The organism is Plantibacter sp. lyk4-40-MEA-4, assembly GCF_030209415.1.
Lineage (GTDB): Bacteria > Actinomycetota > Actinomycetes > Actinomycetales > Microbacteriaceae > Plantibacter > Plantibacter flavus_A.
The window spans coordinates 280584-294829 of sequence record NZ_JARVSA010000003.1; the positions used below are offsets into that span (position 1 = coordinate 280584).

Genomic DNA, 14246 nt, shown 5'->3' on the forward strand with positions numbered 1-14246 from the left:
ACCGGCGCCACCGCGCCCTACACGCGCGAGCGCGCCCCTCCGGAGACCCGCGCTCACGCACACGACCCGCGCCCACGCCCACACACCCGCGCCCACGCCAGCGCACCGCGCTGGCCGAAGGCACGGGGACTCAGCGCGGGGGCACGGCGAGGGAGGAGAGTCCCTCGTCGATGCGCGCGACCACCTCCGGGGGCGCCGCGACCGCCGCGAGCTCGGCACGCAGCGTCCGTCCCGGCACCCAGCGGATGTAGGCGTCGAATTCCTCGGCGAGCGCCGGTTCGGCCTCCCGCAGGACCGCCGAGACGAGCGCGCCCACGCCGCGGTGGTCGATGAGTCGCGCCAGGTCGTCGTCGACCCCCAGGGCGACGGGCCGTTCGCCGGTCGGGAGCAGGACGGTCCATCGATGCGTCCCTGAGGCGACCTCGAACACGGGCCGGTCGGGAAGGCGGACCTCGGCGCTGCTCCCGGTCGGGACCGTCGCGCACACCGTCACGCCGTCCGGCACGCGTTCCCAGGCGACCGCCGCGCGGCCGAACGGGGTCTCGTGCACGACGGACGCGTGCCGGAGGGCTTCCGGGAACCACGGTCGCACGAGGATCCGCCGGTACCCGGGCGCGGCGGGCGCGAGGCCCCCGATGCGGCGGTGCAGCACGTCGGCCACGGCACCGAACGCGCAGTGGTTGAGGGACACCATCCCGGAGGGATGCACCGAACCGTCCGGCCGGATGGCGTCGGGCCGTTCCCACACCGTCGTCGCGCCCTGGGTCACCGGATACAGCCACGACGGGCAGGCGGTCTGGAACAGCAGGCGCTCGGCGGCCCGTTCCTGGCCGTGGTCGAGGAGCGCGTCGAGCACGAACGGCGTCCCGAGGAACCCGGTGGCGAGGTGGTGTCCGCCGGCACGGAGCAGGGCGGCGAGTCGTTCGGCGAGGTCGGTCCGGCGCCCTACCGGGGCCAGGTCGAACGCCAGGATGAGGGCGTAGGCGGTCGGGGTGTCGGACATCAGCCGGCCGGCGGGGGTGAGATAGGCGTCGCGGAAGGCCCGGCTCGTCTGCTCGGCGAGTGTCCGCGCCCGTTCCGCGCAACGGTGGTCCCCGGCCGCCTCGAGCGCGGCTCCCGCGAGGCGCGCGGAATGGACGTGGAACGCGGTGGCGACGAGGCCGGGATCGGTACGCGCCTTGTCCGGACGGCTCACCGTCGGGTCCAGCCAGTCGCCGTACTGGAAGCCCCGCTCCCACAGCCCGGAGGGGTCGGCGCGCTCGGCACACGCCTCGACCCAAGCGAGCATGGATGCGGCGTGGCGGCGCACCACCGCCAGATCGCCGTACCGGTCGCGGAGCACGTCCGGCACCATGGTCACCGCGTCACCCCAGCCCGCTGCGGCGACCTCGCTGAACGAGCCGAGCGGGTTCGGCACGACGGTCGGGACGACCCCGCCGGCCGCACGCTGTTCCAGGGCGAGATCGTCGAGCCAGGACGCGAAGCAGGCGTCGACGTCGAACAGCGACGCCGCGGCGGCCGAGAAGACCTGCGCGTCGCCCGTCCAGCCGAGCCGTTCGTCCCGCTGCGGGCAATCGGTCGGGATCGCGAGCGTGTTGCCGCGGACGCTCCACACGACGTTCTCGTGGAGGCGGTCGAGCATCGGGTCGGAGGACGAGAACCAGCCGGTGCGGCGCAGCGCGGACTGGAGGACGACGGCGCGGACGTCGTCGGCTCCGACCGACTCAGGCACGCCACGCACCTCCGCATAGCGGAAGCCGTGGAAGGTGAACTCCGGCTCGACCCAGCGCGGGCCTCGGCCGTCGGCGACGAACCGGTCGGTCGCCGACGCGGCACGCAACGACCGGGTGTACAGCTCACCGTCCTGGAGCAGTTCGGCGTGCCGGAGGATCACCTCGGTCCCCGCCGGTGCGTCCAGGCGGAGCCGGAGCCGACCGACCAGGTTCTGACCGAAGTCGATGATCGTCCCCGTGCCGTCGGGGTTCGGCCACACGGCCACGGGAGCTCGGTCGTCGACGACGCGCACCGGCTCGACGTCGGCGGCCTGCACCTGGACGTCGGCGGGGAACGGGTGCACCGCCGCGGCGAGCCACGGCTCGGACCCGTCACCCCGACCGTCGACCTCCAGACGGAGATCCCAGGTCTCCCCGGCGTAGAGCCCGCTCTCGACGAGGGCGGGTGCAGGGTCGACGAGCCACGCCCCGTCGCCTCCCACCCGGACCGTCCGACCGTCCGCGCACCGCAGCTCGAGTCGGAGGGAGACCGCCGGCTGCTCCCCGTAGTGTCGGCGAGCGGTCTCGCCGAAGCCGTAGCGTTCGGTGAACCAACCGCCGGCGACCCTGACGGTCACGACGTCCTCCGCCCCCGGGGTGAGCAGCGCGCCGACCTCGGTTCCGGTGACCGTGAGCCGATCCCGGTAGCTCGTCCAACCGGGCTTGAGGACATGGTCGTCGACGTCGACGCCGTTGATGGAGACCTGGTGGACGCCGTGCGAGGTGCTCCACAGCGTCGCTGACACGAGGTCGGCGGGGACGGTCACGACCCGCCGCAGGACGAACGGCTCGGCCTCCCGCGTCGGGGCGGGGTGGGCGAGGAACGGCTCGGACCAAGGCGCGTCGAGGAAACGGGTGACGAAGCGGAGCGGCGGACTCCACTCCGACGCGGTGCCGTCGACGCCGTCGACACGGACCTCGAGCCGATGCTCCGAACCGGGCGCCAGCGGTGCGAACGGCCAGGGCTCGAGCACCCCGTGGGGGCCGAGCTCGCGCTCCTCGACACCGTCGAGGCGTACGACGGCGCGGGCGCCGACCCAACCGGGCTCGGCCTCCACCGTCCACGAGAGAGGCGGATCGGGGACCGCAGCGACGGCGACGTCCCGCCGTCGACCGACCCGCAGGCCGGTGACGACAGGACGGCGAGGCGTGCCGTCGGTCACGGTCGGTGGCCACTCGCGCGTCGGCCACGCGCGACGACGAGCGCCCCGGCGGCGAGCGCCCCGAGTCCGAGCATCGCGAGTATCGCCGTGCCGTCGACTCCGGTGCCGGCGAGACCGCGCGTCCCGGACTGGGCCGTCGACGCGGCTCCTCCGTCGAAGCCACCCGAGGTGCCGGTACCCGTGCCCGTCCCGGGCTCGGTGCCCGGATCCGTGCCACCACCGGTACCGGCCGCCGGCAGGAGCCGCACGGGCAGGAACTGCGCGGAGTCCTTCTCGGCCGCGATGCCACCGCCCCAAGCGAGGTACCCGTCGCGCCCCTCTCCGTCGGCCTCGTTCACGATGAAGGCACTGCTCAGCAGTGCCGCGTCCGGACGGACACCGGTGAGCCGCACCCAGGGCACCGCCACCTCGTACACGGTCGTCGCGGCGGCGTCGTCCCGTTCGACGGCGACCCGCGCTCCCGCGACCGTCCCGGGACCCTCGCCCACCGCGAGCCACCGGTACAGCTGGGGCCCGGCCGGGGTCAGCGCCATTCCGAGTTCATGCCATCCGGTGGCCGATCCCGGGGCACCCGCTGCGACCGTGAACTGCACCGAGTCGCCCTGCCAGATGTTCGCGCCGGCCGCCGGCTGGTCGTGGACGTCGTCGGTCACCTCGACGGAGAGGAAGAGGTCGTCCTCGTCCCAGGTGTACCAGGCCCGCGCGGACTGGTCGTCCGCGGCGCGTCCGGTGGCCACCGGCACGATCGGCGTGAGGTCGTCGAGGTCGTCGAGCACGCCGTCCACCTCGATCGTGCGGTGCGCGGCGTCGACCGCGGCGCCGAGGTCGACGGGCACGACGACACCCGACGCCCTCAGTTCGCGCCCGCCCACGAGCGCCACGGCGCTCCAGTCCGCGCGACCGGCGAGACCGGTGAGCGGGAGGTCGGCGGTCGCCGACTCGTGTGCCGCGACCGTCACCCCGTCGAGGAACGTCTGCGTGGAACCGCCGAGGTCGACGGTCAGTCGGTCGATCGTGACCGGCTCGGCCGAGGCGTTGCCCACGGTCAGGCGGAGTGCGCTGCCGCCGTCGGCCAGGGCGACCTGATCGCCGACGAGCGTGACGGGTTCCCCGACAGTGGTGCGTGCCGTGAGGCGCCCGAGCTCGACGTCGTCTTCGAGGAGGGTGGCCTCGACGAACAGCTCGCCGAGCACGCTCGCCGGTGGCAGCTCGACGACGACGGTTCCGGTGGTCCCGGCGGCGACCGTCTGCGACGCCTCCTGGCCGTCGTCGAAGCGGAGCACGAACGTACGGTCGGCGGTACCCGCACGGTTGTCCATGGTCCACCTCGCGGTGACCGCCTGCCCGAGGTACGCGGGGTCGAGCGTCAGCGCGGTCTCCGACGCGGTCACACCGGCCACCTCGCCCTGGACGTACACCGGGCCCTCGCCCAGTTCGAGCAGGATGCTCGTGCCGTCGCCGGCCGCGACGGTGCGCGACGCGCCGTACAGGTCCGTGATCACGACCTCCCCGCGCAACCCGAGGGTGACCGCCCGGTCCGAGGTCGACCAGAGCGCACGCAGTGGACCATCGGGCGTGTCGAAGGAGACGTTCCAGAGATCGGCGACGGAGGTGTCCCGTCCCGTGGCCGTCGCGTCCAGCAGTAGCCCGGCCGCCGTGGAGTAGGAGACGAACGCCGGCTTCGGGGTGAACGCGCCCAGCGGGTCCTGCGGGTGGTGCAGCAGGCCGAAGTTCTCCTCGGTCTCCTGCGCGTCCACACCGTCGTTGACGAGGTCGTAGATGAAGGTCCGCTGCACGTCGTGCATAGCCGTGATGACCGCCGACTTGGCGATGTCGGCCGCCTGCGACGACTCGGAGACGGCTCGGGCGTTCGTGCCGGTCGGCCAGCCGAGCTCGGTCACCCACAGGGGGATGGACTCGCCGCCGTTGTACTGCCGGACCAGCGCGTCGACACGGCTGAGGGTCTCGTCGAGCGCCTCGGCCCCGACCGGGTAGCTGTAGGGGTGCAGGACGATGCCGTCCAGGTATTGCAGCGCTCCGAGACGGAACGTCTGTTCGAGCCAGTCGGTGTTGAGGTTCGCGACCGCGGGACCGATGACCGGCAGCTCGGGGGCGACCGCCTTCACGGCGGGGGACGCCGCGGCGAGGAGGTCGACGTAATGCTCCGGGGCGACGTTGGTGTTGCCACCGAGACCGAGGTCCCACTCGTTCCAGATCTCGAGGCCCGTCGACATGTCGCCGAACTCGTCGGCCATCGCCGCCGCGTACGCGGCGTACGCGGACACGGCTTCGTCGCTCACCGGCCCGTTGCCACCGTCGTAGAGCGGGTTGCCGTAGCCGGCGAGGAGGAGCGGTTTGACGCCGGAATCGCGTGCGGCATCGAGGAACTCGGCTCGCGGGCGCGACCAGTCGTAGACACCTGGGGTCGTCTCGACCTCGCTCCAGTACACCTCGTCGCGGAACTGCGCGACACCGCCGACCGCGAGGGCGCCCATCGAGGCCGGGTCCCAGCCCTGGCCATAGTGGGTGGCTGCACCGTACCGCCCGGTCGCCGTGGCGGCGACGTCGGTCTCGGCGAGGACCGCGAACGTCGTGGTGGCGGAACCCACCGACTCGCCGGCGGCGAGGCCTTCGACGGACAGCGAGAACCATCCACGACCGGGTGCGGTGAGGTCCAGCGCACCGTCGGCGTCCTCCTCGCCTTCGTCGACCACGCGTCCGTCCCCGTCCGTGACGGTCCAGCGCACCGTGTCGGCACCGGTCGTGTAGGGAAAGGCGAGCGGATCGCCCTCGGTGAACAGGTTGCCGAGCGTCCCCGGGGTCAGGGCGAACCCGGAGGGGGCGTCCGCGGCCCGGACGGTGAGGTCGTCGACGAGCAGGCGGGCGGTCGGCTGGGCTGTGTCCGCCCGAGCCCACCCGTTGACGACGAAGCCGACCTGCCGCGCCGGGCCGTGCCAGATCCCGTCACCAGCGCCGCCCCAGGCGCTGTGACTCGGGTCGGTCACGGGCGATTGCAGGGTGAGCTCCTGCCACCCGTCGGACGCGGGGACCGGGAGGAAGCTCTGGTGCGTCTGCCCGGTCGCGTCCACGAGCTGGACACCGACGGTGGTCACGTTCTCCGCGCGGACCCAGAACGACACCGCGTCCAGCGGAGCGTCGTCCAGCGAACGGACGGCCATCTCCCAGCCGTCCACCGTGCGCGCTCCGGTGTCCAGGAGGACCTCGACGGCGCCCGCACCCGTGTGGCCGTCGGCGGCGATGCGCGGAGCACTCGGCGCGACCGACGTCCCGTCGAACGCGACACCCGACCAGCCCACGAGATCCTCGACGGGGATCGTCGTCTCCTGCGCCACTGCCGCGGTCGGTTGCGCCAGGGCGCCGACCGCGAGGAGGACCCCCAGCGTTGCTGCCGCGAGCCGCCGCGGGTGCGACGGGCGTCGTGTTCGTTCGGTCATCACTGTCTCCTCGTTGAGCGTGCCCCGTCCGACGGGGAAAGCGGTTTTCCTGACGAAGCCTGCCGAACCATCGGGCCCACTGTCAAGCATCTCTTCGCAGCAGCGATTGAGCACGATCGTGGTGGAAGTCCGCTTTGACGAACCACCGTCGAACCTGCTAGACATCCGTAGAGCAATCGCTTTTCCTCTCATCCGAGCATCGAACGAAGGAGTTCACATGACTGGACGCATCCGCGTAGCAGCGGCTGTGCTGGTGATCGGCGGCATCGCCGTCGCAGCGGCGGGCTGTTCGCCGCAATCGTCGGAATCGGCCGACGGCAAGACCACCATCGAGGTCGGCGACCGCCCGTCGGCGGACCGCCCCGAGGATCGCAAGTACTTCGACGAACGCGTCTCGGCGTTCGAGGAGGCCAACCCCGACATCGACGTGAAGGCGGTCGAGACCGCTTACGACCCGACGACCTTCCAGGCCCTCGCGGCCGGCGGCAGCCTCCCGGACGTCCTGAGTGTCCCCCTCACCGAACCCCAGGGGCTCATCAAGCGCGGCCAGGCTGCCGACCTCACCGACACCCTGAAGTCCGAGGGCCTGCTCGACTCGCTGAACCCGGCGATCCTGAAACTCGCCTCCGATGCCGACGGCAAGGCCTACGGCGTCCCCACGAACGCCTACTCCTTCGGCCTCGTGTACAACCGCGCCCTGTTCACCGCGGCCGGACTCGACCCCGACGCACCGCCGACCACCTGGGACGAGGTCCGCACGGCCGCGCAGCAGATCACCGCGAAGACCGGCGCCGCCGGCTTCTCGGTCCTCACCACCGCCAACACGGGCGGGTGGCAGTTCACCGGGATGACCTACTCCTTCGGCGGGACCGTCGAGAACGCGGACGGCACGAAGGCCACCTTCGACGACACGCCCTCGGCCGATGCGCTCGCCCTCCTGCAGACCATGCAGTTCGAGGACGGCACCCTGCCCGCGAACACCCTGTACGACGCCGACTCGCAGGGCCAGGACTTCGCCGCGGGCAAGATCGGCATGATGATCGGTGCCAGCGACCGCTACTACGGCGTCGTGCAGAACCTCAAGCTCCCGGCCGAGGACTTCGGCATCGGTGGGATGCCGCAGGACGGCGGGTCGAACGGCACCCTCTCCGGCGGCAGTGTCCAGATCGTCAACCCGAACGCGACCGACGCCGAGCGTACCGCCGCGGTGAAGTGGATCAGCTTCCTCTATCTGCAGCGCTACTTCGACCAGGACACCGCCGTCGCCGACGCCAAAGCCTCGAACGAGGCAGGGTCCGTCACCGGCCTCCCCGGCCTCGCGGTGGTGAACGAGGACGCGTACGACACCTACTTCGACTGGATCGCCGACTACATCAACGTGCCGTCGGCCAACTTCACGCCCTACCTCGACGCCTCGGCGGAGATCCCGGTCGTCGCCGAGCCCGTCAACAACGCGCAAGAGGTCTACGGCGCCCTCGACACCGTCATCCAGACCGTGCTGACGGACCGGAACGCAGACATCGACAGCCTGCTCTCGCAGGCGAGCACCGACGTCCAGGGCCGACTGACGCGCTGACGACCCTCCGGGGCGGGCCACGCGCCCGCCCCGGTCCCAGGAGGACCCCATGTTCCAGACCATCAAGCGACCGCAGCCGGGTCCGTCATCGGCCACGCGCACGCCCGCGGCGACACGACGATGGCGACGCGCCCGTCCAGGTCTCGTCGCCCTCGGCATCGCGCTGCCGGCGATCCTCGTCTACCTGTACTTCTCGTGGGGTCCGATCCTCTCCTCGCTCGTGATGAGCGTCCAGGACATCACGCCCGGGCAGACGTCCACCTGGGTCGGGATGGAGAACTTCAGCTACGTGCTGAGCGATCCGAACCTGCCGCAGGCGACCCTCAACACCCTCCTCTACACCGGTCTCGCGATCCTCTTCGGCTTCCCGGTCCCGCTGGCCCTGGCCGTGTTCATCTCCGAGTTGCGCGGCCACCGTTGGTACTTCAGCGCCCTGGCCTACCTCCCCGTCATGGTGCCGCCGGTCGTCGCCATCCTGCTCTGGAAGTTCTTCTACGAACCGAGCGAGGACGGCGTCTTCAACGCGGTCCTCGGCGTCGTCGGCATCGGGCCGGTACCATGGCTCACCGCTCCGACCCTCGCGATGCCGTCGATCGTCCTGGAGACCACCTGGGCCGGCGCCGGGACCGCCGTCATCATCTACATCGCCGCCCTCTCGAGCATCCCGGCCGAACTGTACGAGGCGGCCGAACTCGACGGCGCGGGCATCTGGCGTCGCGTCTGGCACGTCGCCCTGCCGCAGATGCGCGGCATCATCGGCACGATGCTGCTCCTCCAGGTGATCGGCACGATGCAGATCTTCACCGAGCCCTTCCTCTTCACCGGCGGCGGACCACTCGGTGCCACCAGGACCCTGCTGATGACCATCTACGACTACGCCTTCGTGCGCGTGGACTACGGCGCAGCGACCGCCCTGAGCGTCCTGCTCGCAGCCGTCCTCGCGGTCTTCGCCCTCGTCTACGCCCGTCTCACCCGCCGTTGGAGTGCCTCATGAGTGCGCCCGCACGAGCCCGCAGCGCTAAGCGCGCCGACCGACCCGAGCGCGACGCCGTCGGACGGTCGAACATCTCCGACACCGACCGCCGTCGACCCGTCGTCCGCGTCTCACTGCTCCTGGGACAGGTCGTCGTCCTCCTCGGCCTCGTCGTCGCTGGACTCGGCCCGCTCGTGTGGCTCGCCCTCGCCGCCGTGTCGCCGACCCAGGACCTCATCCGAGAGCCGTTCGCGTTCTTCAGCAGCGGCGTCGTGCAGTGGGAGAACATCGGCATCGCCTGGGAACGCGGGCGGATCGGCCACTACCTCTGGAACACCGCGGTGCTCGCCCTCGGAGCGACCGTCGCGACCCTCGTGGTCTCCACCAGCGCCGCCTTCGTCATCACGGTACTCCGGCCCCGATGGGGCCGCTTGTTCTCGGCAGCCATCCTCGCCACGCTGTTCGTCCCGGGCATCGTCGCGCTCGTTCCGCTGTACCTCACGGTCCGCGAGCTGCCGGTCGTCGGCATCTCCCTGCTGAACACGCCATGGGCGGTCTGGCTGCCGGCTGCGGCCACGGCGTTCAACGTCCTGATCATCGCCCGCTTCCTCGAATCGATCCCCGCGGACCTCTACGACGCGGCTCGGATCGACGGAGCCGGCGCGCTGCGGATCCTGTGGAGCATCGTGTTGCCGCTGTCGCGTCCGATCCTGGGCGTCGTCGGACTGCTCGCCGTGGTCGCCTCGTGGAAGGACTATCTGTGGCCGCTCCTCGTGCTGCCGGACCCCGACCTGCAACCGGTGTCGGTGGCACTGCCGCGACTCGCGGCCCAGACGGAACTCAGCGTCCAGATGGCGGCACTGTTCCTGTCGCTCATCATCCCGGTGGTGCTGTTCCTGGTCTTCCAGCGGCAGTTCCTCCGCGGTGCGAGCATGGCCGGCGGGGTGAAGGGATGACTCGCGTCCTGGTCACCGGCGCCGACGGCGAGATCGGCCGCGCCGTCAGCCACGCGCTGGTCCGCGCAGGCTACGAGGTCTCCGCGCTGTCGCTCGCCTTCGGCGCGGAACACCCCGCCGACCGGCTGTTCGTCGGCGACACGACCTCGGTGGCCGACGTCGCCGCCGCACTGGACGGCGTCGACGCGGTCGCCCACTTCGCCGCCATCCCGCACCCCTCGCTCGGGACGCCGTACGAGGTGTTCCGGGTGAACACCGACTCCACGTTCAACGTGCTCGACCAGGCCGGTCGACGCGGCGTGCGGCGAGCGGTCATCGCCAGCAGCATCAACGCGCTCGGGTACCCCAACAACCCGCACGGGACGTGGCCGCCGTCCTTCCCGCTGGACGAGCACACCCCCGCGGACATCGCCGACGCGTACTCGCTCTCCAAGTCGGTCGACGAGCAGACCGCCGCATACGCCCACCGCCGCCACGGCATCGACGTGGTCGCCCTGCGCTTCCCGCTCGTGAAATGGCCGTCCGTCCTGCGCGACGTCGCCGAGGAGGTCGCGCGCGACCCCGCGGCCATGGCGCGCGAGGGCTGGGCCTACCTCACGATGGGTGACGCCACCCGCGCGGTGCTGCGCGGCCTCGAGGTGTCGACCGAGGGCGTGCTCGTCGCCGGCCTGAGCGCCGCGGACACGCTGCTCGGCGGCGAGACGCATCTGCTGGCCGATCGCTACACGCCCGGTGTCCCGATCATCCGGCCGGTGTCCGACACCGCAGCCCTGATCGACACGACGACCGCGGAGCGGGCCCTCGGCTTCCACCCGACCGAATCCCTGCACGACGGGACCGCCGTCGCGCAGCCCGACCCCGAGACCCCGGTGAGGAACCTCCGATGACCGATGCCGCCCCGACCACCTTCGCCCAGCCGTGGATCCCGCGGGACGACGTGCGCATCACCGACGTCCGCGCGGTGGTCACCGCTCCCGAGGGCATCCCGCTCGTCGTGGTGAAGGTGCTCACGAGCGACGACGGGCTGTACGGTCTCGGCTGTGCGACCTTCACCCAGCGTTGGCGTGCCGTCGTCGCCTACCTCGACCACCTCCGGCCGCTCCTCGTCGGGCGGTACCCCGGAGACATCGAGGACCTCGGGCGGTTGATCCGCTTCTCCGCGTACTGGCGCGAAGGGCCCGTCGGCAACAACGCACTCTCGGGGATCGACATGGCCCTGTGGGACATCGCCGGCAAGCGGGCCGGGACGCCCGTGTACGAGCTCCTCGGCGGCAGGGTCCGGGCTGCGGCCGATGTGTACCTGCATGCCGAGGGTGCCGACCCCGAGGCCACGGCGGCCCACGCCGAACAGCTGCGGGACGAGGGCCTCCGGCACATCCGGGTGCAGACGGGCCAGGCCGGGATCGGCCACTACGGAGCACCGCCGGCCGCCGACCCCTACACCTGGGCAAAGCACCCGCAGGGGTGGCGCGTGGAGGAGTACCTCCGGCGGACCCCGCGTCTCTTCGAGCGCATGCGGGAGCTCCTGGGCGACGAGGTCGAACTCCTGCACGACGTGCACTCCCGGCTGACGCCGCGCCAGGCGATCGCCCTCACCCGTGCGCTGGAACCGTACCGCCCGTTCTTCGTGGAGGACGTCCTGGCGCCGGAGCACTGGGACCGACTGCCCGAGGTGGCCGCCGCATCGCCCGTGCCCCTCGCGGTCGGCGAGCTGGCGACGTCGTTCACCGACGCGGCTCGCCTCGTCCGCACCCACTCCGTCGACTTCATCCGCTGTCACCTCTCCGACATCGGCGGCCTCAGCGCCGGTCGGCGACTGGCCACGCTCGCGGACGTCGAGGGCATCCGGACCGCCTGGCACTCCCCCGGTGATGCGTCGCCGTTCGCCGTGGCGGCCGCAGTAGCCCTCGACGTCTCGAGCCCCGCCTTCGGCGTCCAGGAGGGCCACCGGTATTCCGAGGCCTGTCACGAGGTGTTCCCGGGCATGCTCGACATCGTCGACGGCTGGCTCACCCCGAGCGACGCACCTGGCTGGGGCGTGGACCTGGACGAGCGCGAAGCCGCCAGGTATCCCGCGGGCGTCTCCGGCCACGACGCCTGGGCGGCCGGTGTGCGCGCCCCGGACGGCGGGCTCATCGCCCCCTGACCGCCCACGCCCCGTCCTCCTCCGCCTGCCCGTCACCCTCCGAAAGCGCACCCCATGCCCCGTTGGTCCGTCTCCCCCTCCCGTCGCGCCCTGCTGCGCGACGGCCTGCCGTCGTTCCTCCTCGCAGACACCGTCTGGGCCGCGTTCAGCGGTCCGACGGACGAGGAGTGGTCCGACTACCTCGTCCTGCGGCGTCGGCAGGGCTTCACCGCCCTGCTCATCAGCGTGTTGCCGATCGAGCACGACCGGTCCGAGGGTGGCCGTACGCCCTACGCCGTCGTCGACGGGCGTCTGGACCTGTCCGCGGGCGATCCCGGCTACTGGCCGCGCGCGGTCCGGCTCCTCGAGCAGGCGGTCGAGCACGGCTTCACGCCGATGCTGGTCCTGTTGTGGAACAACTTCGTCCCGGCGACCTGGGGAGCGGGCCTCACGCCCCAGCTGGTGCTCGACGAACAGCAGACACTCGACCACGTGCGCGATTCGGTCGATCGGTTCGCACGGTTCGAACCGATCTGGATCGTGTCGGGCGACGACGACCTCGATGCCGATGAGGCCATCGCCCGCTACAGCCTCGCCGCGTCCGAGGCGCGCCGACTGGCACCGGAGGCACTCGTCACCTGGCACAGCACCCCGACCGCGCGCATGCCGGAAGACCTCGCGAACGGTCCGCTGCTCGACCTGCACGGCCTGCAGTCCGGGCACAACGAGGACTGGGACACGCTGCCGCAGACCCTCACCCGATACGTGGACGGGCTCGCGGTCACGCGGCCGATCATCGATCTGGAACCCTGTTACGAAGGGCTCGGTCGATTCGCCGGCCGCGCGAGGCACTCGCGCGCGGACGTCCGGCGGGCGAGCTGGACGGGCGTCGTGGCAGGTGCTGCGGCCGGACTCGGCTACGGCGCGCACGGCGTGTGGTCATGGCACCGTCGCGGGAGCGCGTTCACAGCCGAGGCGGTCCACGGCGTCCCGTTCCCCGCCGCCGTCGCACTCGGCTTCCCGGGAGCGGACGACGTCGGCTTCCTCCGACGGGTCGTCGAGGCCGAGGGGCTGTCAGAACTCCGCGAGGACCGCGCGCTCCTCGAGTCCGAACCCTCGGGCGCCGTGGCTGGTCGGGTGGACGATCACCTCGTCGCCGTGTACGCGCCGTCGGCGTTCGCGCTGACGTGTCGACTCGATCCCGCTTCGGTGGCGTCGGTCACCGTCTACGACCTCGACGAGCGCCGGCAGGACGCCGCGGAATGGACCGCGGTCGCTGGCGAGGACGGCACCGGGCGGATCCGCCTCGAGCAGCCCGAGTTCCCGGGCGACGCGTTGTTCGTGATCCGCGTCGAGCACGGGACGGCCGCGGCGTGACGTCCCCCACCGAGCCCGCGTCCGTGACGATCCGAGCCCACGGCCTCCGGGTCCGGGTCGTCGCCCTCGGCGCGCGGATCGACTCGATCCTGCTCGAGGAGCCCGGTCTGGAGCTGCTGTACCGGACGCCATGGGCAGACGCCGGAGGATCCGAGTGGGGCATGTCCTCCTCGAGCGCCCTCTGGCACCGTGATTACGCCGGTGGCTGGCACGTGCTGCTGCCGTCGGCGGGCGATCCCGATCCGCGGGCTCCCGTCGAGCAGCCGTTCCACGGCGAGGCCGCCTGGCGGACCTGGTCGCTGCGGCAGGACGGTGACACGGTGGTCGCCGAAGTGCTGCTGCGCACCGTGCCCGTCCGGGTCGTCAGGACGGTGTCAGCGACCGAGGGCCGGGTCACGGTCGACACCGTGCTGCGCAACGTCGGGACGGCCGCGACCCGCCTGATGTGGGTCGAACACCCCGCCTTCGCGGGCGAGCTGTTCGACGACGCGGAGCTCCTCGTCGACGGCGGCGCGGTCGGACTCGCGTCGGCACCGAGCTCCGCGTTCGCGGACCTGCCGGTCACGACCGGGACGGTCGAACTCCGGTCACGCTCCAGCGGCGTCGGGCTGCGACTCGGTTTCGACGTCACCGTCCATCCCCGGGTGTTCGTCTGGCAGGAGCGTCGCGGCGAGCGCGGGTTCCCCTGGTGGGGTGCCGGTGACGCCGTCGGTTTGGAGCCGGCATCCGACCCGTACGGCGATCCGGCCGACGGCGTCGGTTCGGTGCGCCTCGCGGTCGGCGAGGAGCGCTCGACCCGGTTCGAGCTCGACGTCGACCGCCTCGGATGAGCCTCGGGATCGCCGCCCG

General features: G+C 71.9%; 9 protein-coding genes. 7 read left to right on the forward strand and 2 right to left on the reverse strand.

Annotated elements, in window-relative coordinates:
- Nucleotides 1-130: 130 nt before the first annotated feature.
- Both QRN44_RS06560 and QRN44_RS06565 read right to left on the reverse strand, forming a co-directional pair.
- A complete protein-coding gene (locus QRN44_RS06560; protein ID WP_285038625.1) occupies nt 131-2935 on the reverse strand; it encodes an alpha-L-rhamnosidase in 2805 nt (934 codons plus the stop codon).
- On the reverse strand, nt 2932-6390 hold the full coding sequence (locus QRN44_RS06565; RefSeq protein WP_285038626.1) for a sugar-binding protein: 3459 nt from the start codon (nt 6388-6390) through the stop codon (nt 2932-2934). The genes QRN44_RS06560 and QRN44_RS06565 overlap by 4 nt, the downstream gene beginning before the upstream one ends.
- Nucleotides 6391-6607: 217 nt before the next feature.
- On the opposite strand from QRN44_RS06565, the gene QRN44_RS06570 reads away from it, so the two are divergent.
- The 7 genes from QRN44_RS06570 to QRN44_RS06600 are packed head-to-tail and all read left to right on the forward strand — an operon-like array spanning nt 6608 to nt 14227.
- Nucleotides 6608-7966, forward strand: coding sequence for an extracellular solute-binding protein (locus tag QRN44_RS06570; protein ID WP_285038627.1), 1359 nt, complete (start codon nt 6608-6610; stop codon nt 7964-7966).
- Nucleotides 7967-8015: 49 nt separating this feature from the next.
- The gene (locus tag QRN44_RS06575) at nt 8016-8960 is read left to right on the forward strand and encodes a carbohydrate ABC transporter permease (protein WP_079000930.1); all 945 of its coding nucleotides are present in this window, start codon (nt 8016-8018) and stop codon (nt 8958-8960) included.
- Nucleotides 8957-9895 carry a carbohydrate ABC transporter permease gene (locus QRN44_RS06580; RefSeq protein ID WP_121289249.1) on the forward strand — a complete coding sequence of 313 codons (939 nt, stop codon included), beginning with the start codon at nt 8957-8959 and terminating at the stop codon, nt 9893-9895. Before QRN44_RS06575 ends, QRN44_RS06580 begins: the two co-directional genes overlap by 4 nt.
- On the forward strand, nt 9892-10782 hold the full coding sequence (locus tag QRN44_RS06585) for an NAD-dependent epimerase/dehydratase family protein (protein ID WP_121289246.1): 891 nt from the start codon (nt 9892-9894) through the stop codon (nt 10780-10782). Before QRN44_RS06580 ends, QRN44_RS06585 begins: the two co-directional genes overlap by 4 nt.
- Entirely contained in the window at nt 10779-12041 is a 1263-nt protein-coding gene (locus QRN44_RS06590) for an enolase C-terminal domain-like protein (protein WP_121289243.1), read from the forward strand. The genes QRN44_RS06585 and QRN44_RS06590 overlap by 4 nt, the downstream gene beginning before the upstream one ends.
- A 54-nt stretch (nt 12042-12095) precedes the next feature.
- On the forward strand, nt 12096-13397 hold the full coding sequence (locus QRN44_RS06595; RefSeq protein WP_285038628.1) for an apiosidase-like domain-containing protein: 1302 nt from the start codon (nt 12096-12098) through the stop codon (nt 13395-13397).
- Nucleotides 13394-14227, forward strand: coding sequence for an aldose epimerase family protein (locus tag QRN44_RS06600; protein ID WP_285038629.1), 834 nt, complete (start codon nt 13394-13396; stop codon nt 14225-14227). Before QRN44_RS06595 ends, QRN44_RS06600 begins: the two co-directional genes overlap by 4 nt.
- Nucleotides 14228-14246 lie beyond the last annotated feature (19 nt).